Raw genomic sequence first — 21,238 nt, 5'->3', positions numbered from 1 at the left:
TTGCGACACGCCCGATAATTCTCTCGTCGCCTTCTCGCGAAGCAACTCCTCTCATCTGTCACCGGGAGCAGCATCCGGCACTCCCATATTTTATTCAAGAACCGTGGTCATCCGAGTGCATGGCTCCTGGCGCCAGTTCACCTGTTTGCCAAGCATTCGACCGCCTCTGCAGATCGATGATCCGGTCAAGAAGTGCCCGCTGGGCGGCAAGAGCCTGTAGTTCCTCCTCGCTCAGGTGATCGTCGCTGACCCGGTCCGGTCCGTAGACGTCGTGCGCATATTCGACATCAGCGTATTTTCCGCCCGCATCCGAACTGGCCGCGCCCCCCGCCGGAAAGTCGCTGAATGCGTGGTCTTTCACCGGGACCTCGGCAAAATCGGGCAACGCGGCCTGCAAGGCGTCCTCCGATTTCGCTTCATCCGGTAGCGATTCCGCGGCAACGAGCAGCGTCGCGGGCGCTTGTACGTAAGTGGTCGCAAGGTGGAGGGGTTCTGGCTCCGGCAAGGCGCCAGACTGGTTATCGAAAATCCGCTTCAGCACGCGGTCGGAATAATATTTCACCTTTTTTAGCCGGAGCGGCGGTTGCCCTTTGATCAGCACGATCTCCATGTCGTCGTCGATGAGGCGCACTTGCTCGGACCGCAACAGCGGCGCGCCCTGGTCGGAAAGCTGAATATTGGTATCGAAAATGTTGCGCTGGCTGAAGGAGGTGGAGCGGGCGCGAAACGTATAGTCGCCGATGGCTTTCGAAATATAGTTTGGAGTCTCGTCGTCGGCAGTGGCCATAAAGATCTGTATGCCAGTATTGCTTAGGAAATTCTCCTTACCAGACTCTTCATATGCCCCAGTCAAAGCCGAGAGGCTCTGGATGATGAACATGAAGCGCCCCTTGTAGCCAGCAATCGTAGTTACCGCGGTTTCTATGGCTTCGAGTTTGCCGAGATGCTTAAACTCATCCAGCAAGAACAGCACCTCGAAGATTTCGTCCTTCTTCGGCAGTGTCCGCTGTAGAATGGAGACTACCTGCTGGAAGAACAGCCGAATGAGGGGGGCGATTACCTCAAGATCGTTTGGACTAACGCAGAGAAAAATTGACGTGGGATCGCGGCGGAGATCATAAATTGAAAAATCCGACTTCGTTGTAGCTGCCTTGATTAAGGGGTCCGCCCAGAGATTCAGGCCGCCGTCACCAAGGACAGAGGTGTAGGAAGTCAGGATCTTTGTATCATTACCGGCCATGTTATCGAAGATTCGCTGTGCCTCTTGATTTTGCGTTTCCTCAGCTAGCTGGGCGAAAAGCTTGTATTTCTCACCGGGCTGGGTGAATAGGTCGTAGACGGCACCGATCGTCGGCGTACCGCGTTCGATGCAGGCGAGTATGCCGGCGATAAAAAGGTCTCGGGCGCCCTCAATAAAGCCTTCCGATCCCTTCCCCTTTGCAACGATCAAGTTAACGGCCAGCCGCCGCGTCTCGCTGAAACGGCGCTCCGGCGGCATGTTGACGATGTCAAGCACAGGGTTGTAACTGTGGGTCCGTCCCGCACTGTCGAGTGGCGCGAACTTGAAAACCCGATCGCCCCGCGCCATGCGGGCGCGCGAAGTGAGCTCGAATAGCTCCCCCTTCACGTCGAGCGCCAGAATCGAACCGTTGAAGGTCAGAAGCGTCGGGATGACCACGCCAACGCCCTTGCCGGCGCGCGTCGGGGCCACGACGAGACTATGCGGTTGTTCGCCGTTAGTTAGATATCGACCCGGCCAACGCGGCCCAACCGTTTTGCCAAAGATCGGTCCGGTTATGTTGCGAAAACGCCTGATATAGCCCGCTCGCTGTAGTTCCTGCCGCGTGGCCCAGCGCGCTGTGCCATGATAATTCCGCTTTTTTAAAATCACAATGGCGCCCACCATTGTAGTGATTACGGCAGTACTGACGGCGATGGTCAAGCCACGGAGGAACACCGGTGTGGCGTAGCCAACATAGAGGGGCGTTTCGTACCAGAAGGAGAAGATGTCGAAGCGATTGATAGTTTCGCGGCTGATGCCGTGCCGACAGAAGCTTGCATAAATACTCGCGAACAAAAGCCCCATCGTCAGCGAAAAAAGGAAGGCAAACAGTAGCGTGTTCAATTTCCGAGTCGTGCTCCCGTCCATTCCTCTAGACCTCCGCGGCGCTTCTATGCTCACCCCAGCTTCGCTGCGGTCCCTCGAGCGTTTAAGTCATTAGCCGGGCATGCGCCCCGGGAACTGATGCAGAATGCCCGCGAGCAACGTCGGCGTGGCTACTCCTGATATTCGTTCCAGTAGCCAGTTGGATCGTCGTACATGCCGTTGCGCTCTTCGCCTGGCCTGCTGTAGGATGTTCTGCCTGGAACGTTGGTCTCGGCGAGTTCACCCGGATGGATCAACCTTGTACCCATCCGCCGACTGTCCCCATGCGACGGGCATCGAAGAGCTAAGATAAGGCCGGCTTCTCATCATAGGTCATAGACAAGCGGACCGACGGTTACGGCGAACAGCTTACTGCATCCAGACGCTCATCTTTCACGAAGAGCGCTTGTCGATATAAACAAACCGCCCGCAGACATTCAAGAATGTACGGTTACAGTTGCAATATAATTCCCGCTTCTGCGTGCTGTATTCACAATCTTTCAGGCGGTCATTTTGGTATAGAACGACCAATTTACATACAAATTCTCGTAGGGAAGACGCGGCCGCACCAAGGAGTTTTCAATGCAACTTGTAACCTGCTGCTCATTTAAAGGAGGCGCTGGGAAAACAACAGCGCTGATGGGCCTCTGCTCGGCACTTGCCGCAGATGGTAAGACAATTGCACTTTTCGAAGCCGACGAAAATCGGCCACTCAGCAAATGGAAAGAAAATGCGACGCGACGTAACGCCTGGGATCCACTTTGTGAGATCTTCATCACGGACGAGGTGCCGCTTCTTGAGGTCGCCTACGAAGAGGCAGCAGGCCGCGGGTTCGACTATTGCCTAGTGGAAACTCACCATGGATCCAGCGAGCTCAATAACACAGTGTTCGGCGATGTCACGTTGTTTGATCAACGGCCGTAAAGTCGCTTGTCGGTAAACTCATGCAATTGCAGCGGTCACGGCTTTCCACTGCGCCATGGCGCGGATCCGATGAATATGGGTGGCTAGGGCTGAGTGTCTCTGGTGCGGCGCGACGAAAAGATTTCGGACTGCTGAAAAGACCGAGATGAAACGTTGCAAACCTCCGACGGATCGAAAGCCCTGCATCATCCGCTCTCGTTTTCGAAGCGGCACGTGAGAATTCTCTGCGCGATTGTTAAGACCCTTGTGCGATCGATGTTCGACGCCGGGCATTACATCCCGTTTTGCCGCGCCGTATGAGCGCAGTTTGTCGGTGACGATGCGCTTCGGTGACAGGCCCTGCTTCTTCAGCAGCCTGACCAGCAATCTCTTGGCAGCCTTGGTATCGCGGCGGGTCTGGACGATCTCATCGAGAACGTAGCCGTCCTGGTCAACGGCGCGCCAAAGCCAATGTTTTCGGCCGCCGATGGAAATCACGACCTCGTCCAGATGCCAGATATCCTTTCGCGACGGCTTCTTTCTATGCAACTGCTTGGCGTAGGCCGCCCCGAATTTGCGGCCCCATCGCCGTATCGTTTCGTAAGAGACGACGATGCCGCGCTCCAGCAACATTTCCTCGACCAGCCGCAGGCTCAACGGGAACCGGAAATACAGCCAGACCGCACGGGCGATGATCTGCGCCAGATATCCTTCCGCGACGGCTTCTTTCTACGCAACTGCTTGGCGTAGGCCGCCCCGAATTTGCGGCACCACCGCCGTATCGTTTCGTAAGAGACGACGATGCCGCGCTCCAGCAACATTTCCTCGACCAGCCGCAGGCTCAACGGGAACCGAAAATACAGCCAGACCGCACGGGCGATGATCTGCGGTGGAAAGCGGTGGTTCTTGTAGCTGATGGTCGATGAGGTCATCTCAACCGAATTATCCGCCACCCGTTAAGTTGCCGACAACGTGACATCGCCGACGGCAGGACTGTTCATCCCAACCCATTATCCGACAACCGTTAAGCCGCTCACAACGTGACATCACCATCGTCCCTACCGGGACCAACAAACGGCGCACGAATGCACAAACAAAGAAAGGCTACAAAGCGATATATCCTGCCAAGCCAAGCCAAGCCAAGCCAAGCCAAAAGTTGGATGTGACGCGTTGTTGACTTAGCAATCCCGCTGCCCTTTGCAGTTCGCTAAAGTCGTGCCCTTTGGACTGCACGGAAACGGCGATTTCTACGGCGACCCTAGGGACACGTCCAAAGGATGCCTTTTATTGGACCGAAACGGCAACAACTGGACCTTTCAAGATTTTCAAAATTCGGTCCAATAAGGAAGAGCACCCCTCTCTATATAAACCTCATTTTATCCTCACAGACAATCAAACCTCCTCTGCCTCCATCTTTACTCTCGCCGAATACCACCAGCGTTCTCCCCCTCCTTGTCACGATGGCTGCGTGGGACGTTCCAGAGGCATTCTTGGTTCCCGATTGTGACGAGCTGGCGGCGCACCTCAATGCCCAAAGGTCGGCGTACGCAGTCGCAAACAATATTGCTGATGTCCATAGTTTTAAGCTCATCTACCTCTACACGTTCAATGAGCATGCTATTGACTGTGTTCAGAACCGAAATTTTCAAGGCCTCCCTATAAATCGATGGACTAATACGATAAGGATCCCGCTTTTTGGTCCAATAGGCCCGTGGAACTGGTTCCTAGCTGTCCCACTGGATTGGTACACTGCTAACGCCACAAACGACCAGACCCTCCACAACGCCGTCGGTTTTCCGGTGGTCGCATGGGGGCCCGTGTTATTGTCACGAACATAAAAGCCGCCACAGACCGGCTGGCGCGTATTTGTAATGTTGTGGGTTTTGTTCAGTGAGTTTTTATTTCCAATGGTTTGTAACGTTTCCTATTGTTGTTTTTCTTGTTTTCGTTAGGCTTTTGCGCCTATCGTACATGTTATTGTACTGTTCGCTCAATTCAATAAGCCAGCCACGTTTGCACGTCTATATTATATGTATTTTGTAATGTTGCGTTTTGTTAATCAGTTGTTCGAGTTTTACTTGGCTTGCAAGCGTTGCCGTCGTTGTTGTTCTTTGTTAGTTTTGTTTTTGCCCGAGAGCGCGCTCGCTTATGTATACCTCTGTTCAATTAGTGCTTCTAAGGCCGAACAGATAACTACATACCCAAACGCAGATTGCGATATATTATACTGCATACAAGACACCCTTTACGAGTTTAGATATTGTACAATACTAGTAAATATTTTTTGAAAGGTATCCGCGGTCAATGCTCTCTGCGGCGGGCAGAAAATGACCTATCTGACGTAGACTGAAAGCGACGTCATATGTCGTGCGAGACAGAAAATGGCAACTTCCGGGCTCGCGCTGGGCGCGAGCCCGGCATGACATTTACATCAGGATATATCCTGCCGCCTCCGCCTTGCCGCCTCCGCCTTGGATTGTGACGCCCGCAGCGGCTTAAGCGAAGAAGGCATGCCCTTTGTGGGCACCAGTCCATTGAGCTGCCGGATCGGAAGGCGAGATGAACTTCGGCCTCACCGGTGACGCAGCACCAACAGCCGCGTCATCGAGGACCGCCAGATATTCCTGCACCGATCGGCCGGCATCCTCTTTAACTTCCCATTCCGAGCCAGGCACTGAGCGCTGCTTGTTGGCGTCCGCCGCGATCAAGCTGGCATCGACGGCAAAGCCTTCAGCGCCGCTTCCCTGGCTTCGACGAGAAGATCGTGTCGATGTATGCGCGTGGGATGAGCACGCGTGAGATCGTGGGGCATGTCCAGGATCTTTACGGGATCGACGTGTCGGCCGACTTGATCTCGGCCGTCACCGACGCGGTGCTGGACGAAGTAGCGACCTGGCAGTCGCGGCCTCTGGAGCCGGTCTATCCGTTGGTGTTCTTCGATGCGCTGCGGGTCAAGATCAGAGACGAAGGCCATGTCCGCAACAAGGCGGTGCACATCGCGCTCGGCGTGGCGGCGATGGCACGAAAGAGATACTCGGATCGAAACGAATGAGGGTGCCAAATTCTGGCTGCGGGTGATGAACGAGATGAAGAACCGCGGCGTCGAGGACATCCTGATCGCCGTCGTCGATGGCCTGAAGACGCCATCAATGCCGTCTTCGCGCAAACGACGGTGCAGACCTGCATCGTCCATCTGCTGCGCAATTCTCTGAAGTTTGCATCATGGAAGGACCGCGAGGATTTGGCCCGCGAGCTGAAAGCAATCTACGGAGCCATCGATGACGGCGGCGGAGGCGGCGCTGACAACGTTCGAGGGTGGCTTTTGGGGCCGGAAATTCCCAGTCGTCGCCCAGATCTGGCGGCGAGCCTGGCAGGAGGTCATCCCCTTCTTCGCCTTTCCAAAGGATGTTCGCCGGATCATTTACACCACCAACGCCATCGAAGCCCTAATTCCAAGCTGCGTCGCGCCGTCCGGGCAAGAGGTCATTTTCCGAGCGATGAGGCGGCGACAAAACTGCTCTACCTGGTCTTGAACAGATCGGAGAAAGAGTGGAAAATGCCGCCGAGGGAGTGGGCGATGGCAAAATCTTAATTCGCCATTCTCTTTGCGGACCGCTTTCAGGCCGCAAGGGCCTAAGAGCAAATGTTCAACCGCACGCCCGTACACGAAATTCCTGACAGTCCCGCAGTGAAGGTTCTTTCCAACGGGAAGCGGCGTTTCGATCCGGTCGAGAAAGACCGGCTGATCGACGCATCGACGCCAGGCAATGGCCGCGTGGGAAGCCGTGAGGGCACGGCCTGCCTGAAAAGCGCAGGCTCGGCCTCACGTGGCCACATTCGAACAACGTGACAACGCCTTTCGATCAGCTCTTACCACTTAAATTGAGATCGCCCTGATATCTATCAGCAACATCGCCATGCGACAGAGCCCTTGCCTGTTGATCGATTGAAAATCAGAGAAGCCGGCGCCCAATGACTTGGTCTGCATATCTCCATTGTTGGAAGCTTCCAACAATGCGTTTCCGTCCAGATCCAACGGATATCCCTACCCCGACCTGGTCCGAGTTGGCGCAGCGGTCCGCATCAGCGCCATCAACATGGGACCGAGGCTAAATTCGCCCCTTCCCGCCCGCGCGGTTAGATCTCGAAGATATGCGCCGGCTGAATTAATGTGGCCCGCCCGCTCCAGGATGCAGGCCATCGCAACTGCGGCATGTTCCGGCCCCATGACCTCGCAAGGGGCCTGTCGCAAATTTTTCCGCTTAACCCTATGTTGACCATCCGCAGAGAATTTGCCGCTCCGAAAGTTGCGGAGCGAACCGATGATTCTGAATGCCATAGCCGAAAAGCTGAAGCGCCAGTCGAAGGATGATTTCAAAGGCAGGCATTTCGAGGCATGGCTGATTGTACAGGCGGTCGCTTGGTACCTTCGTTATCCGCTCAGCTATCGGGATATCGAGGAGATGTTCGGGGAACGCGGCTTCGTGGTCGATCACAGCACAATTAATCGGTGGGTATTGGCCTACGCGCCGATGATTGAGAAGCGGCTGCGTCAGTTCCGCCGGCCACATTGCGGCTCTGTTCGCGTCGATGAGACCTATGTCAAGATCCGCGGCAAATGGCGATACCTATATCGGGCCATCGACAAACACGGCAATCCGATGGACTTCCTGTTGACGGCGAAGCGCGATCTCGACGCCGACAAACGGTTCTTCCGCAAGATGCTCAAAGACGAGCCCTTGTTGTCGCCGAATAAGATCGGGACGGACGGGGCCAACACCTTCCCGTCAACGATCAAAACGTCGGTTGATGATGGGCTTCTACATCCGGACCCCGTCCACTATGTCACCAAGCACCTCCAGCAAGGCATCGAAAGTGACCATTTCCGGGTAAAGAAGAACATGCCAAAAATCGGTGGCTTCCAATCTTTCAACACGGCGCGGCGAACCATCGCGGGTTTCGAGGCGATGCTGTGGCTGAGGAAAGGCTTCGGCCTCTCGGGCAGTTGGACCATTAACGATCAGAACGATCTGCTTGCGCGCCTCTTCGGACTGCAGAAAGTTAACAAAGCATGAAACTGAAGATGCTCAAGGGATAATCGCGCGCTCCGAAAATGTTTGCGACAGGCCCATTCAGAATCATCCGTACGCTCCACAACATTTGGAGCGGAAATTTCTCCTCCGACGGTCAACATACCGTTAAGCGCAAAAATTTGCGACAGGCCCGGCAAAATCCAAGGAGTTTCGCAGCAGATGAACGATGCAAGTCTGTACCGTCGTTTCTGCGAAGACAGCATTGATAGCCTCGGGAAAGCCCTTTAGGCCGTCGACGACGGCGATCAGGATGTCCTCGACCCCGCGGTTTTTCATCTCATTCATCACCCGAAGCCAGAATTTGGCACCCTCGTTGGTTTCGATCCAGAGGCCGAGGATTTCCTTCGTGCCGTCGCCGCGCACGCCGAGCGCTATGTGCACTGCCTTGTTCCGGACGTGGCCTTCATCCCTGATCTTGACCCTCAAGGCATCGAAGAACACCAACGGATAGACCGGCTCCAGAGGCCGCGCTTGCCATATCGCCACCTCGTCCAGCACCGCATCGGTAACGGCCGAGATCAGATCGGGAGAGACGTCGATACCATAGAGGTCATGGACATGCCCGGCGATCTCGCGCGTACTCATCCCACGCGCATACATCGACACGATCTTCTCGTCGAAGCCTGGGAAGCGGCGCTGGTATTTGGCCAGCAATTGAGGATCGAAACTCGACTGCCGGTCGCGTGGGATGGCAAGCTCAAGCGAGCCACTATCCGTCAGCACCGTCTTGCGGCCATAGCCATTGCGGCTGTTGCCGGCAGTCCCTTCGCCGGAGAGGTGATGATCCATCTCCGCGTTCAAAGCCCTTTCCGCCAGCGCCTTCTTCAACTGATGGAGAAGCCCGTTGCTCTCAAATGCCGTCTTCGCGTCCGAACCCGCCAGAAGCTGGTCCAAGATGCTATCCGGGATAATCGGCTCTTTCCGTCGTGCCATGGGTGATCTCCTTTGTACCCATTATGCACGCCCGTACACGAAATTCCTGACACTCCCCCGGGCAATGGCTTGAGGAGAAACATGGCGCCAGATCACGCCGCAACTGGCGCAAATTCCATCTGGCAGTGGATGCCAATGGTGGCGAGATCATTGCCCATAGGCTGACCGATCAGGGCACGGATGATCCTTCCCAGGTGGAGCCGTTGCTCAGCCAGATCGACGGCGAGATTGACCAGTTCACAGCCGACGGAGCCTATGATGGCAAGCCAACCTATCAGACGGTCCTGCAGCACAGAGCAACCGCGAACGTCGTCATTCCACCGCGTTCGACGGCGGTGGAAAGCAATGGTGATACAGGGCCACCTGATCAAAGAGACAAGCACATAGCGGCGATCGCAAAAGACGGTCGGCTGCAATGGCAGGCGGCCACCGGCTACGGCAAGCGTGCACTGATCGAAACCGCCATCGGGCGATACAAGGGGCTGATCGGGCGACGTGTGCGGGCTCGTTCGTTCGCCACCCAGCAGACAGAGGTCGCCATCGGTTGCATCGTTCTCAACCGCATGCTGGCATGTGGACGCCCGCAGTCTGTCCGGCGTCAAGTCAGGCAGGCATAACCGACAACATCAAAGGCCGAAATGCGTTCGATTTCATATCCGCGCACCAACGCCGCGCTTACGCGCCATTCAGTATGAACGCATGCACAAAGAAAGGCGACACGGCAATATATCCTGCCCAATGTGGACCCCACAGCGTCTCCCCACCGAAGGACATTCCACTCTCTTTAAATGGCGTTCAATAATAGCCAATCACTCAATATCACAGATTCCCAAGAGCGGTGGGGGACGCCGCTAAGCTGGCTCTTCAAGATCCATTGGATCACCGATAATCTTGAAGAATGCGACGCGTGTTGACTTACCAATTCGGCCGGCCTTTATAGAACGCTACAGTTTTGCCCTTTGACCTGAAGCGAGAGATAATGGCTGCACAAAAGTTGCGACTCTACGCAACCTAAATGGACACACAGCCAGAACATGACATTTTATTGCACCGAAGAGGCAACAATGGCGACAGTTGTACATTATAAACTCTTTCCAATAACAAAGAGTTATCTCTCAGCCTATATAATCCTAGCTTCTTCCACCGCAGAGCTCCTTGCTATCTCCTAACTCTCTTGCACATCACCACAAGCACTCTTCTGCCGCTATAACATCGTATTCATTCCTTCCCTTCCCTCACGATGACCTGGAACGTTCAAGGGCCATACAAACAATCTGATCCTTCCATACTTGCGGCTCTTCTCGAGACAGACAGATGTATTTACGCTGTTGGGCACGGGCCTGCTACTCTCTCTTACGTGTATCTGCCTCTGGTGGAGGCAAGGAACTGTGTAGCGGCTGGCAGCTTTAGCGGAGCGACCACCGCGATCGTCGTGACGAATTTGTCTCCGGCCGCTGCTTGTCCTGCTACTCACAATCAACAGCTTAATTGCTTCATCGCAGTTACTGATCTGCTCACAATGGTGTCATGGGGACACGCCAGCTGGGCGGTATAAAGTAGCCGTACAATGGCCCTACTGTATTTGTGTTTTTTATGTTCTTGTTAAATCTTCTATGTTTACCGTTATAAGCTTTTCCGTACCATATCATTCCATCGTGTAACGTTATTGTATTGTCTTAATATTAATAATAAAGGGCCTGGCAAATTATCTAATCTACTTGTTGACCATATTCTTGCGTTTATGAAATATATGAGTGCGCATATACACCTGTGGTGTTGACGCATATAACCTGCGGTACAAACAATCAATTAAGGCCCCCTGAGCACTGCCGGCCAACCCTGGCACTTAATAGTATAATAATGATTAGTACATAACCCATCAACAGCACTCTGATGTAGACAGAAAATTGCCCTCTTGAGGTAGAACCCTGTCTGCCTCGCAGATTTACATCAGGATATATCCTGCCGCCTCCGCAACTGCGACTGGGGCCTGTCGCAAATTTTCCGCTTAACCCTATGTTGACCATCCGCAGAGAATTTGCCGCTCCGAAAGTTGCGGAGCGAACCGATGATTCTGAATGGGCCTGTCGCAAACATTTTCGGAGCGCGCGATTATCCCTTGAGCATCTTCAGTTTCATGCTTTGTTAACTTTCTGCAGTCCGAAGAGGCGCGCAAGCAGATCGTTCTGATCGTTGATGGTCCAACTGCCCGAGAGGCCGAAGCCTTTCCTCAGCCACAGCATCGCCTCGAAACCCGCGATGGTTCGCCGCGCCGTGTTGAAAGATTGGAAGCCACCGATTTTTGGCATGTTCTTCTTTACCCGGAAATGGTCACTTTCGATGCCTTGCTGGAGGTGCTTGGTGACATAGTGGACGGGGTCCGGATGTAGAAGCCCATCATCAACCGACGTTTTGATCGTTGACGGGAAGGTGTTGGCCCCGTCCGTCCCGATCTTATTCGGCGACAACAAGGGCTCGTCTTTGAGCATCTTGCGGAAGAACCGTTTGTCGGCGTCGAGATCGCGCTTCGCCGTCAACAGGAAGTCCATCGGATTGCCGTGTTTGTCGATGGCCCGATATAGGTATCGCCATTTGCCGCGGATCTTGACATAGGTCTCATCGACGCGAACAGAGCCGCAATGTGGCCGGCGGAACTGACGCAGCCGCTTCTCAATCATCGGCGCGTAGGCCAATACCCACCGATTAATTGTGCTGTGATCGACCACGAAGCCGCGTTCCCCGAACATCTCCTCGATATCCCGATAGCTGAGCGGATAACGAAGGTACCAAGCGACCGCCTGTACAATCAGCCATGCCTCGAAATGCCTGCCTTTGAAATCATCCTTCGACTGGCGCTTCAGCTTTTCGGCTATGGCATTCAGAATCATCGGTTCGCTCCGCAACTTTCGGAGCGGCAAATTCTCTGCGGATGGTCAACATAGGGTTAAGCGGAGAAATTTGCGACAGGCCCATTTTCGGCGCGCGTGAGCAAAACAGAAGGCCGGCGTCACAGGGTTCTGCTTTGACACCGCCTTCCGCCTGGCGAAGAATGGCAAGGATTTGTGGTTCGCTAAATCTGCTCGTCTTCATCGAAATCTCCTCGATCATAAAGCCCGAGAAAATTCCACTTTTGAAGCCCCTTAATGGCGGGGAGGATTACCGAGTGAACGAATACACAAACAAAGAAAGAAACAAAGAAAGGCGACAAAGCGATATATCCCGCCAAGCCAAGCCAAGCCAAGCCAAGCCAAGCCAAAAGTTGGATGTGACGCGTTGTTGACTTAGCAATCCCGCTGCCCTTTGCAGTTCGCTAAAGTCGTGCCCTTTGGACTGCACGGAAACGGCGACTTCTATGGCGACCCAAGGGACACATTCAAAAGATATAAAAAAAGCGGTCCAATAAGGAAGAGAGCCCCTCTCTATATAAGCCTCATTTCGTCAGTGCATCCACCACACAATCAACTCTCCTCATTCTATATAAACCACACTCTTATCTTCCATCATACCTTCACCATGGCAGACAACTATCCAACCTACACGCGCCCCACCTTTGACAGCATCTGCCTGACGCAGTTGTCCAAAGACGAGCGCAAAAATGGCCTTCAGGAGGCAGTCAATGCATATCGTGCTTACCTCGAGACGGTCATGGAGGCTCAGAAAACGTGGCTGGCTGAGGCGCGGGCTCATGAACAAGCTGAGGGACTTCCTCAAAGAGATTTTGGGGAATTCGAAACGGAGCCCTGTATGACCGAAACTCCAATGGAAGAGATCGTGTTTGAAACCATCCATCAAGATCCCTACCCCTTGTATGCCTATTTGCCCACAGGTATTGTAGAAACCTGTGTTGCAGCCAGGAACTTAGAAGCAGTCCCAGAAAGATATTTTCCTTGGGTGGTGCTGGCGTTCGAACTCCGTCCATACGATCCGTGGATCTCTCCTAAATCTATAAGTGATAAGTACCACCGGCGATGGTGCTATCAAGTGGAGCGTGAAGACATGGAGTCTTTCATCGCTATCTTTCCCACTGACCGCTTCCAGGCACAAGGAGAGGGTGTATGGACCCGCTATTCAACAAAAGGGCACTTCGACATCGTGGCCCATGGAGAGATGAATTGGCCCTCCCGTATGCCTGAATCTTACACTCCGGCTGCAACTGGTTGGGAGGAGGAGGAAGAGGAGGAGGAGGAGGAGGAGGAGGAGGAGGAGGAGGAGGAAGAGGAAGAGGAGTAGTGTCACTCTCGCAGCCAACACGCGGTGCTGGTCCTGGCCCTCATCGCAATGTTTACGTCCGTCTCGTTTGCTTGTTATAGCATTTATGTTACCGTTGCTGTTATTTATCTTTTTTTGTTTTTATTTCTCGTTTTGCGCCAGCGGCGTTATGTTGTTGTACTGTTCATTGCTTTCAATTCAAAGCCAGGCAAGTTTGCATGTCTATATTATTTATTCTTGCATTTAGTCCTTTTTTACAAACGCCTGTACGCACCGTTATCTGCACTAAGACGTTGCACTAACAGGAATCACAATATCGTCTATTTCATGCATAGTACGCTATGGAGCCATGTTGTTGCACTGTTCCGTGACTACAATAACGGCCTGACATACTTTCGTATATATACTTTTATTATTATATTTGTTACCTCTACGGACGAGCAGATAGCTTCCTCTCTATGCCGGTATTATTATAAACGCAAATGGAGATATACTGTACTGTACACACGACAAATTTATCAACTCTAGATATCGTAAAATACTAGTGCATATTTTTTTGAGAGCACCTGGCATGACATTTACATCAGGATATATCCTGCCGCCTTCGATTGGAGGTAAATTGGTCCCGGTAGGGACGATGGTTACCCATCGTCCCTCGGCCAGATCCGTACGTGCGGCACTACCGCATACGGCTCCTATCGGATGTTGTGACGGTGAACCGAGCATCTGGATGCGGGTGCAACAAGCGACATGGCGGCAGGTATTTGCGAAGCAGCCTTTGGAAACGATCCCAAGACAGCCGGTTTCGTTGGCTTCGACGCATCAAAGCGTGTCGCCAAGTTCGACCAACTTCCCAACGGAACCCTCCCAATCGTTATACCAGGGTGAGCGATCTGTGACTCTTTTTGAGGTTTCCAAATCAGTTGAGTTCTGAATCAATACCGCAAACGGAGGTTTGCGGATGACATCAGGACTTCCACTGCGCGATGACTTCGACGGCTGGGCTCTTCGGGCGTTGGCCAAAGGCACGAAGGATGCGGCACAGGCTCGGCGGCTTCTTGCCCTTGCCGAAATCTATGATGGCCATTCCCGCAGCGATGCGGCCAGGATCGGAGGCGTGACCCTGCAAAGTAAGCGACAAGCCGGGGCCGTTCAGGCGGCGTAGTTCCATGGCATGAGGGCGTCGATTTCACTGTTGGGCCATCCATTCGCAAGGCGCTCAAGCGTCTGGGTCAACCAGGCTTGCGGATCGACGGCATTCATCTTTGCCGTTTGCAGGAGCGTCGCGATGGTCGCCCAAGTCCGGCCGCCACCGTCGCTTCCAGCGAATAGACTATTTTTTCTCGTGATCGCTTGGGGTCTGATTGCTCGCTCGACTATGTTGGAGTCGAGTTCGATGCGGCCGTCGGTCAGGAAGCGCTCGAAGATGTCTCGACGCGAGATGGCATAACGCAGAGCCTCGGCGAGTTTGGATTTTCCAGAGACCCGCGGCAGGGTCGCCTGCCAGAGAGTGAAGAGGTCACGGACGATCGCTGCGGAGATCTCCTGGCGTGCAGCGACACGAGCTTCAGGGCTTTGGCCGCGCACACGCTCCTCGATCTCCCATAACCTCGCCATACGCTCGACGGTGTCGGTAGCGACTTTCGAGCTCTTTGCGACATGCAACTCGTAGAACTTTCTCCGGCTGTGCGACCAACAGCCGGCCAGGATGGCGCTGTTATTGCCTCCATCTTTCCGGACGAGCTTGTTATAAGCGGCATATCCATCGACCTGCAGGATTCCACGATAGCCGTTCAGGTGTCGTGCGACACACTCGGTGGCTCGACTGTCCTCGAAGCGATAGGCTACCATCGGTGGACCGCTGCCCCCAAAAGTCCGGTCATCCCTGGCATACGCCCATAGCCATGCCGTCTTCGCTGATCCGGAACCAGGAGCAAGTGTGGGCAAGGTCGTTTCGTCGGCAAAGATCCGTTCGGCCTTCTTGATCTCATCGAGGATGTAGTCGGCGAGGATATTGAGCTCGAACCCCAGCTTGCCCATCCATTGAGCCATTAGCTTGCGGTCGAGTTCGACCTTGTCGCGTGCGTAGATGGCTTCCTGGCGATAGAGTGGCAGCCCGTCGGCATATTTGGAAACGGCGATCTGGGCCAGAAGTGCTTCCGTGGGAATGCCACCTTCGATGATGTGTGCCGGAGCCGCCGCCTGGACGACACCATCCTCGTTCCTAAAGGCATACTTCGGCCGGCGGGTGACGATGACACGGAACTTCGCTGCCACGACATCCAGCCGCTCGGAGACGTCTTCGCCAATCAGGATCTTGGTCTTACCTGCATGTTCTGGAAGCTCTTCCGGTTCGATCACGACCTCGACGCGCTCAAGATGAGGCGCAAAGCCCTTGCGTGGCCGCGGAGCGCGTTTGCTGTCCGCGCTACCGCGGCCTTTCGTGACCTGAGCCTTGATCGTCGCAATGCCGGTCTCGATCTCTTCGAAGACAAAGGCATGCTGCTCGTCATCGACGGTGGATGATGCAAGCCTTTCCGAGCGTCGGCCAAATCGGGCGCGATCGAAAGCCTTCAGGATCTGCGTCAGCCGCTCGATGCGCTCATCGGCGTCCGCGTTGCGGGCCTCTAGATCGTCAACCTGTTTCTCCAAAGCCTCGACGCGGGCTGCTTTTGCAGCCATGGCAAGAACCATGGCTTTGAGAGCCTCTACATCATCCGGGAGCTCAATCTCGGGCCGCGTCATGGGTATGATCAGAGCATATTTTGCCGCGCTCCGCCCATGCTTTCAGGGACCTGATTCACTTCGCCGCAGCGGTTTTACCCAACAATCTCGGGAGGCTTCACCGGCGCGGATCGAACTCGCTTCCAGTCCATTCCGTCGACCAAAGCCAGAAGCTGGGCATGATTGAGCTGGACGCGATGATGGCCGATCCGGGGCCAGCAGAACTGGGCTTTTTCCAGCCGCTTCGCATAGAGGCAAACGCCGGAGCCATCCCACCACACGATCTTGACTCGGTCTGCTCTCTTGGCCCGAAAGACATAAAGTGCACCGTTGAACGGATCACTGCCAGCATCCCGTACCAGCGAAAGCAAGCTGTCCGGCCCCTTTCGGAAGTCGATGGGATGGCTCGCAAGAAAGACCTTCACGCCGGACGGGATCATGCCGACCGCACCGCTCGGATCACCCGCTGCAGCTGTGCTTCGCCGATATCTGCGTCGGCACGGATAATGACGTCGCCGATCACAAGCTCGATCATCGCACGTGTGCCAATCGTCCTGGTCCCTGTCTGACCAGCCCGATCTTGCGAGAAGGATCGTTGTCCGTCACGAGCATCACGACGCCAGCCAAATAGCTGCGAGGGATGTATGCCGATGCGATGCGCAATGGCCGAGACGCTTGCGCCGGGCTCCATTGCCTCAGCCACAGCCTGCGCTTTAAAATCATCGGACCAGCGGCGCCGAAATTGCCGTGGGGCGCCCTCAAGCCGTTCCGGAACAGCCTCAATCATATGGAAGTTTCTAGTTCCAGAGCTAGGCGCAGACATAGAAGCTCACAGTTTGTGAATCGTCTGTCCGCAATACAGCGGCCAACGCTACCGACGCCAGATGGGGTCAGCTTGTCGCTTACCCTGCAAATTGTCCGCGACTGGGTTATTCGCTTCAATGCGCGTGGCCCGTCAGGGCTCATCAATGGCAAAGCACCCGGCAATCAAGGAAAGCTTTCCGACGTGCATCGCCAGGCTTTGGCAAAGATCGTCGAAAGTGGCCCGATACCGGCGGTGCATGGCGTTGTGCGCTGGCGGCGCAAGGATCTTGTTCAATGGCTGTTCCAGGAATATCGGATATCCGTCGATGAAACGACCATTGGCCGCGAATTGACGGCGCTCGGCTTTGCAAAGCTGTCTGCCCGCCCGCGCCATTACGCCCAGAACGAAGGCGACCTGGAGAGTTTTAAAAAAACTTCCCCGCCACACTGGCAGCCATCAAAGGCAGGCTCCCGAAGAACGTCGAGATTGAGCTCTGGTGGGCCGACGAAGCTCGGATAGGCCAAAAGAACAAGATCACCCGGCGATGGGCACGCAAGGGAACAAGGCCTTCGGCACCACACGATCAACGCACGATGTGGACCTATATCTTCGGCGCTATCTGCCCCAAGAAGGGCAAAGGTGCGGGTCTCGTTCTTCCCTACTGCGACACCAGCGCCATGAACCAGCATTTGCTCGAAATCAGCCAGGCCGTCGATGACGGCGCTCATGCCGTGCTGATCGTTGATCAGGCGGGGTGGCATGTCACGCCGAAGCTCGACGTGCCCGACAACATCACACTGCTCTTCCTGCCGCCACGCTCGCCCGAATTAAATCCCGTCGAGAACGTGTGGCAATTTCTGCGTGACAACTGGTTGTCCAACCGGATCTTCAAAGATTACGAGGACATCGTCGCCCATTGCTGCGACGCATGGAACAAGCTGGTCGCTCAGCCGTGGAAGATCATGTCGATTGGAATGCGTGACTGGGCGCACCGGTTTTGATTAGCGCTCGTTGGTATTAGATTGTCTGGCACCGCATGGTAGTTCAAATACCCTTGTAACACTTGCCGTAGCCATCGACCTACTACTGCGATCGGTTCATGGCGTCTTCGCATTAGCGTTTCCCGAATGGCCATCAGCGTCGTGCGCATGCGCTTCTTGATTGTCAGACGGACAATCTTGAAGCCCCGGACCATCACGAGGTCCAAATTGCTGCTTTCCAGACTTGGCTGAGACGGCATCGAGGGATATCCGAGCGCACAGTCCATCGCCCATGGTCACGCGTTTGCTTGCCGGCCTCGGTCGTGATCCAAAACTGTACGACGCCCGTCTTGTTCGGCAAGTGGTTCTTGACGAGGCCCAGCGAAGTTCGCGCGCCAACCTCAAAACGATGACGATGGCGTTGCGAGGCTACCTCAAGTATCTGGCTACCCAGAGTTTGTGTCAACCGGGGCTTGATCAGGCAATACCGACGGTCCCGCAATGGCGGTTATCGGCCTTGCCGCTCTACATCTCCACCGCCGACGTTGATCGGGTGGTTGCGTCGTGCGACGTCACGACACCGGTGGGCATGCGCGATCACGCGGTTCTGCTGCTGCTTGCACGTCTCGGCCTGCGCGCCGGCGACGTTTCGAGCATGTGTCTAGAAGACATCGACTGGCGAGAGGGCACTTTATGTGTGCGCGGCAAGGGCCGCCGCGAGATCCGGCTTCCGCTGCCTCAGGACGTCGGTGAAGCGATCATCGACTATTTGCGGGAGGCCCGTCCGCCCGCCGCCTACGAGGAGATCTTCCTGCGGGCTGTCGCGCCGCATCGGCCGTTAGCGAGCGCGACTGTCTCTAGCATCGTCAAGCTTGCGCTTGTTAGGACGGGTATCGACAACGCTCCCTCCCGAGGCGCCAATCTCCTGCGGCACTCCGCGGCGACCAGCATGCTTCGGGCCGGCGCCACGCTGGATATGATCGGGACAGTGCTTCGCCATCGATCGGTCGACACGACTGCCCACTATGCGAAGGTGGACATCAACATGCTGCTCCAGATCGCCCAGCCTTGGCCGGGGAGTGCGTCATGCTGAGCCAGGATCTGTCGCGATATGTGGAACTCCAGCGCACGGTGGGCTTCAAGTTCCGCGTCCAGCACACGCTCTTGAGGAGCTTCGCCACCTTCGCCGAAAGGCATGGCGATCGGCACATTGAAGTCACTCGTGTACTTGAATGGGCGACGCTTGCGCCATCCCCACAGCAGCGCCGCAACCGGCTGGTGACGGTCCGCCGCTTTGCGTTGGTAATAGCAGCCGAGGACCTGCGCCATCAGGTTCCTTCCGCAGAAGCCTTGGGGCGCAACCTGCTCAAGCGGCGGATCCCGCACATCTATACGCCGGATGAGATCAGCGCGTTGTTGCAGGCGGCCGCACGATTGAAGCCGTCAGACACGATCCGGCCGCTGATGTACGAGACCCTGTTCGGATTGTTGGCCACCACCGGAATGCGCATTTCCGAAGCCCTCGCGCTTCGACTTGAGGACGTGACCGCCGATGGGTTGGTTATCCGACAAACCAAGTTCCAGAAGAGCCGCTTACTGCCGCTCCACGACACGACGCGGGACGCCCTGGATAAGTATTTGTTGGCGCGTCGTCGGCTCGGAACCTTGAACAGCATGCTGTTCGTTTCCGCTATGGGCGCGCCGCCGGCCTACAGTACCGTGATTGCTGTCTTCCTCCGCCTCGCACGATCGCTCGGTTTGCGGGGAGAGCCTGGGCAAACCGGCCCCCGCATTCACGATCTGCGGCACACATTCGCCGTGCGCTCCCTCGAGCAATGCCAGCCCGATCATCATGCCGTTGGCCGCCACATCGTCGCCCTCAGCACCTACCTCGGCCATGCCCACGTCACTGACACCTACTGGTATCTGCAGGCAACGCCGATCCTGTTGAGGCAGATCGCAGCGGCTGGCGAGGCCTTGCATCAAGGAGCCGTCACATGACCGCGCTGGCTCCGCATCTCACCACCTTCCTACGAGAACATCTGCCGCAAGAGCGGCGGGCAAGCCCACACACCTGCGAGGCTTACGCCTACAGCTTCCAACTGCTGCTCTGCTTCGCCGCTAGCCGATTGAAGACCACCCCGTCCCGCATCGAGGAGGCGCTCGTCAGCCATCTCAGCCGCGACGAGATGCAGGCTTTGCTTGATGCACCGAACCCGCGTCAGGTATCCGGCATTCGCGATCGAGCGATGCTGCATCTGGCCTTCGCTGCCGGGCTGCGCGTCTCCGAGCTCGTCAGCATCCGCCTCGACCAGATTGACCGCCAGACGGTCACCAGCATCCACATCATGGGTAAGGGACGCCGCGAAGGTGTGTTGCCCTTGTGGAAAGAGACCACGGCGGCGTTGACGGCTTGGCTGGCAGTCCGCCCGGCGAGTGGCGACACCGAACTCTTCCTCAATGCCGTGGGACGCGCGATGACCCGGGCCGGATTCGAATATATCCTTGCCAAGCACGCCGCTACCGCGGCGCAGAAGCTCCCCTCTCTCGCCGATAAACGCGTTACCCCACATGTTTTGCGCCATACCTGTGCCATGCACACTCTGAAAGCGACCCGCGATGCGCGCAAGGTGTCACTCTGGCTCGGCACGCCAGCCTGCAAAGCACGGAAATCTATCTGCGGGCTGATCCAACCGAAAAACTGGAGGCGCTTGCAGCGATGGCGCCGCCGTCGCTCAAGCCGGGTCGCTTTGCTGCTCCCGACAAGCTACTCGCGATGCTGAAGTCCATCGGACGATCGAAAAATTATGTCGAGTAATCCCACTCCCAAACGCCGCAGGCGGCAAGTAGTTGTCGCGGCGGACTCCACATAACTGCACGCTTCACATAATTGCGGAAGTCGACGGGCTTGTTGGCGATCATCACCTTTACCGCACCGGACGTACCGATCACGATTGAGCCTTCAAGGCCTGGATCACGGCAGCAATGGTCGCGCTGTCCGTGCCAGATGCGATCCTGAGTATCGCACCGCCAACCTCCAGCTCGATTGCTGCAATTGGAAGTGCGCTCCTCCTTATCGTCTTTCGCCGTGTCGGGGGTGGCTCTCCCGGACGATCAATTACCGCTGGCACAAACATGGACGGCGAGTCTTGCTTCGCAAGACTTCGCACCTGCCGACGCCAGGTAAACAATTGTCCGGGCGACAACCCATGCCGACGCGCAACAGCACTGACCGACATCTCGCCGCTATAGCTCTCGGCGACAATGCGGTCCTTCTCCTCGTCGCTCCAGTCGCGGCGACGGCCTGTTCCCGTGAAAACCTCAAACCGTTGCAACGGCACATCTTCACTGGTGTCATGCGTAAATCCTGTAATCGTCATATGTCGAAGCCTCGTTCGGCAACAACATCAACAATCACACGCTGATCCGGACCGGTCAAGGCACC

Annotated in this window: 14 protein-coding genes and 11 pseudogenes; 11 read left to right on the top strand and 14 right to left on the bottom strand. The window is 55.6% G+C overall.

Annotated features, from left to right (window positions below; all coding sequences use genetic code 11):
• Positions 1-94: 94 nt before the first annotated feature.
• The gene (virD4, locus tag RL_RS24675; protein WP_011654552.1) at positions 95-2,149 is read right to left on the bottom strand and encodes a type IV secretion system ATPase VirD4; all 2,055 of its coding nucleotides are present in this window, start codon (positions 2,147-2,149) and stop codon (positions 95-97) included.
• Positions 2,150-2,277: 128 nt separating this feature from the next.
• Complete coding sequence (locus RL_RS39895; protein WP_011654551.1) at positions 2,278-2,415, bottom strand: hypothetical protein; 138 nt, start codon at positions 2,413-2,415, stop codon at positions 2,278-2,280.
• Positions 2,416-2,728: 313 nt separating this feature from the next.
• On the opposite strand from RL_RS39895, the gene RL_RS24670 reads away from it, so the two are divergent.
• Positions 2,729-3,070, top strand: coding sequence for a hypothetical protein (locus RL_RS24670; protein ID WP_306465271.1), 342 nt, complete (start codon positions 2,729-2,731; stop codon positions 3,068-3,070).
• Between the two features lie 18 nt (positions 3,071-3,088).
• Here the strand turns inward: RL_RS24670 and RL_RS24665 are convergent, their stop codons facing one another.
• From RL_RS24665 to RL_RS24650, 3 genes and pseudogenes are all read right to left on the bottom strand, one after another.
• On the bottom strand, positions 3,089-3,754 hold the full coding sequence (locus RL_RS24665; protein WP_049778425.1) for an IS6 family transposase: 666 nt from the start codon (positions 3,752-3,754) through the stop codon (positions 3,089-3,091).
• An 8-nt stretch (positions 3,755-3,762) separates the two neighbouring features.
• Positions 3,763-3,981, bottom strand: a pseudogene (locus RL_RS24660) (IS6 family transposase); the annotation flags it as partial.
• 1,566 nt (positions 3,982-5,547) lie between these two features.
• Positions 5,548-5,787 (bottom strand): annotated as a pseudogene (locus RL_RS24650) (IS5/IS1182 family transposase); the annotation flags it as partial.
• Between RL_RS24650 and RL_RS24645 the strand changes: the two are divergent.
• A pseudogene (locus tag RL_RS24645) lies at positions 5,781-6,641 on the top strand (IS256 family transposase); the annotation flags it as partial. The pseudogenes RL_RS24650 and RL_RS24645 sit on opposite strands and share 7 nt — an antisense overlap.
• Positions 6,642-6,692: 51 nt before the next feature.
• Positions 6,693-6,899 (top strand): hypothetical protein, encoded by a 207-nt coding sequence (locus tag RL_RS40690; protein WP_244432383.1) that lies wholly within the window; start codon positions 6,693-6,695, stop codon positions 6,897-6,899.
• Between the two features lie 195 nt (positions 6,900-7,094).
• On the opposite strand, the pseudogene repC reads toward RL_RS40690, so the two are convergent.
• Positions 7,095-7,295: pseudogene (repC, locus tag RL_RS37955) on the bottom strand (replication initiation protein RepC); the annotation flags it as partial.
• 76 nt (positions 7,296-7,371) lie between these two features.
• Between repC and RL_RS24640 the strand changes: the two are divergent.
• Positions 7,372-8,124, top strand: coding sequence for an IS6-like element ISRle7 family transposase (locus RL_RS24640; protein ID WP_011654541.1), 753 nt, complete (start codon positions 7,372-7,374; stop codon positions 8,122-8,124).
• A 153-nt stretch (positions 8,125-8,277) separates the two neighbouring features.
• On the opposite strand, the pseudogene RL_RS24635 reads toward RL_RS24640, so the two are convergent.
• Positions 8,278-9,075: pseudogene (locus RL_RS24635) on the bottom strand (IS256 family transposase); the annotation flags it as partial.
• 59 nt (positions 9,076-9,134) lie between these two features.
• Between RL_RS24635 and RL_RS24630 the strand changes: the two are divergent.
• Positions 9,135-9,692: pseudogene (locus RL_RS24630) on the top strand (IS5 family transposase); the annotation flags it as partial.
• Between the two features lie 1,518 nt (positions 9,693-11,210).
• Here the strand turns inward: RL_RS24630 and RL_RS24625 are convergent.
• Together RL_RS24625 and RL_RS39890 are read right to left on the bottom strand one after the other, a co-directional pair.
• The gene (locus tag RL_RS24625) at positions 11,211-11,963 is read right to left on the bottom strand and encodes an IS6-like element ISRle7 family transposase (RefSeq protein ID WP_011654541.1); all 753 of its coding nucleotides are present in this window, start codon (positions 11,961-11,963) and stop codon (positions 11,211-11,213) included.
• Positions 11,914-12,165 (bottom strand): hypothetical protein, encoded by a 252-nt coding sequence (locus RL_RS39890; protein ID WP_157865232.1) that lies wholly within the window; start codon positions 12,163-12,165, stop codon positions 11,914-11,916. The genes RL_RS24625 and RL_RS39890 overlap by 50 nt, the downstream gene beginning before the upstream one ends.
• 228 nt (positions 12,166-12,393) lie before the next feature.
• Here RL_RS39890 and RL_RS24620 point away from each other — a divergent pair, with 228 nt between their 5' ends.
• Together RL_RS24620 and RL_RS24615 are read left to right on the top strand one after the other, a co-directional pair.
• Positions 12,394-13,305: a RolB family protein gene (locus RL_RS24620; RefSeq protein ID WP_244432382.1), complete on the top strand. Its 912-nt coding sequence runs from the start codon at positions 12,394-12,396 to the stop codon at positions 13,303-13,305.
• 940 nt (positions 13,306-14,245) lie between these two features.
• Positions 14,246-14,401, top strand: a pseudogene (locus tag RL_RS24615) (IS630 family transposase); the annotation flags it as partial.
• 35 nt (positions 14,402-14,436) lie between these two features.
• Here RL_RS24615 and RL_RS24610 read toward each other — a convergent pair.
• From RL_RS24610 to RL_RS41025, 3 genes and pseudogenes are all read right to left on the bottom strand, one after another.
• A complete protein-coding gene (locus tag RL_RS24610) occupies positions 14,437-16,029 on the bottom strand; it encodes an IS66-like element ISRle3 family transposase (protein ID WP_011654537.1) in 1,593 nt (530 codons plus the stop codon).
• A gap of 74 nt (positions 16,030-16,103) precedes the next feature.
• On the bottom strand, positions 16,104-16,448 hold the full coding sequence (tnpB, locus tag RL_RS24605; protein ID WP_011654536.1) for an IS66 family insertion sequence element accessory protein TnpB: 345 nt from the start codon (positions 16,446-16,448) through the stop codon (positions 16,104-16,106).
• A 158-nt stretch (positions 16,449-16,606) separates the two neighbouring features.
• A pseudogene (locus tag RL_RS41025) lies at positions 16,607-16,795 on the bottom strand (transposase); the annotation flags it as partial.
• Positions 16,796-16,903: 108 nt separating this feature from the next.
• Here RL_RS41025 and RL_RS40680 point away from each other — a divergent pair.
• Positions 16,904-17,814: pseudogene (locus RL_RS40680) on the top strand (IS630 family transposase); the annotation flags it as partial.
• Positions 17,815-17,831: 17 nt separating this feature from the next.
• Here RL_RS40680 and RL_RS41165 read toward each other — a convergent pair.
• Positions 17,832-17,999 (bottom strand): annotated as a pseudogene (locus RL_RS41165) (RNA-directed DNA polymerase); the annotation flags it as partial.
• An 86-nt stretch (positions 18,000-18,085) separates the two neighbouring features.
• On the opposite strand from RL_RS41165, the gene RL_RS24585 reads away from it, so the two are divergent.
• From RL_RS24585 to RL_RS24575, 3 genes and pseudogenes are all read left to right on the top strand, one after another.
• Positions 18,086-18,886 carry a tyrosine-type recombinase/integrase gene (locus RL_RS24585; protein WP_122330884.1) on the top strand — a complete coding sequence of 267 codons (801 nt, stop codon included), beginning with the start codon at positions 18,086-18,088 and terminating at the stop codon, positions 18,884-18,886.
• Positions 18,880-19,794, top strand: coding sequence for a tyrosine-type recombinase/integrase (locus RL_RS24580; protein WP_041936627.1), 915 nt, complete (start codon positions 18,880-18,882; stop codon positions 19,792-19,794). Before RL_RS24585 ends, RL_RS24580 begins: the two co-directional genes overlap by 7 nt.
• Positions 19,791-20,611: pseudogene (locus tag RL_RS24575) on the top strand (tyrosine-type recombinase/integrase). Before RL_RS24580 ends, RL_RS24575 begins: the two are co-directional and overlap by 4 nt.
• Before the next feature lie 130 nt (positions 20,612-20,741).
• Here RL_RS24575 and RL_RS24570 read toward each other — a convergent pair.
• Entirely contained in the window at positions 20,742-21,173 is a 432-nt protein-coding gene (locus tag RL_RS24570) for an IS66-like element accessory protein TnpA (RefSeq protein ID WP_011654530.1), read from the bottom strand.
• Between the last annotated feature and the right edge of the window lie 65 nt (positions 21,174-21,238).

The organism is Rhizobium johnstonii 3841 (assembly GCF_000009265.1).
In the GTDB taxonomy this organism is placed as follows: Bacteria; Pseudomonadota; Alphaproteobacteria; order Rhizobiales; family Rhizobiaceae; genus Rhizobium; species Rhizobium acaciae.
Note: the sequence above shows the minus strand (reverse complement) of the source record. Positions and strands in the feature narration are given on the sequence as shown.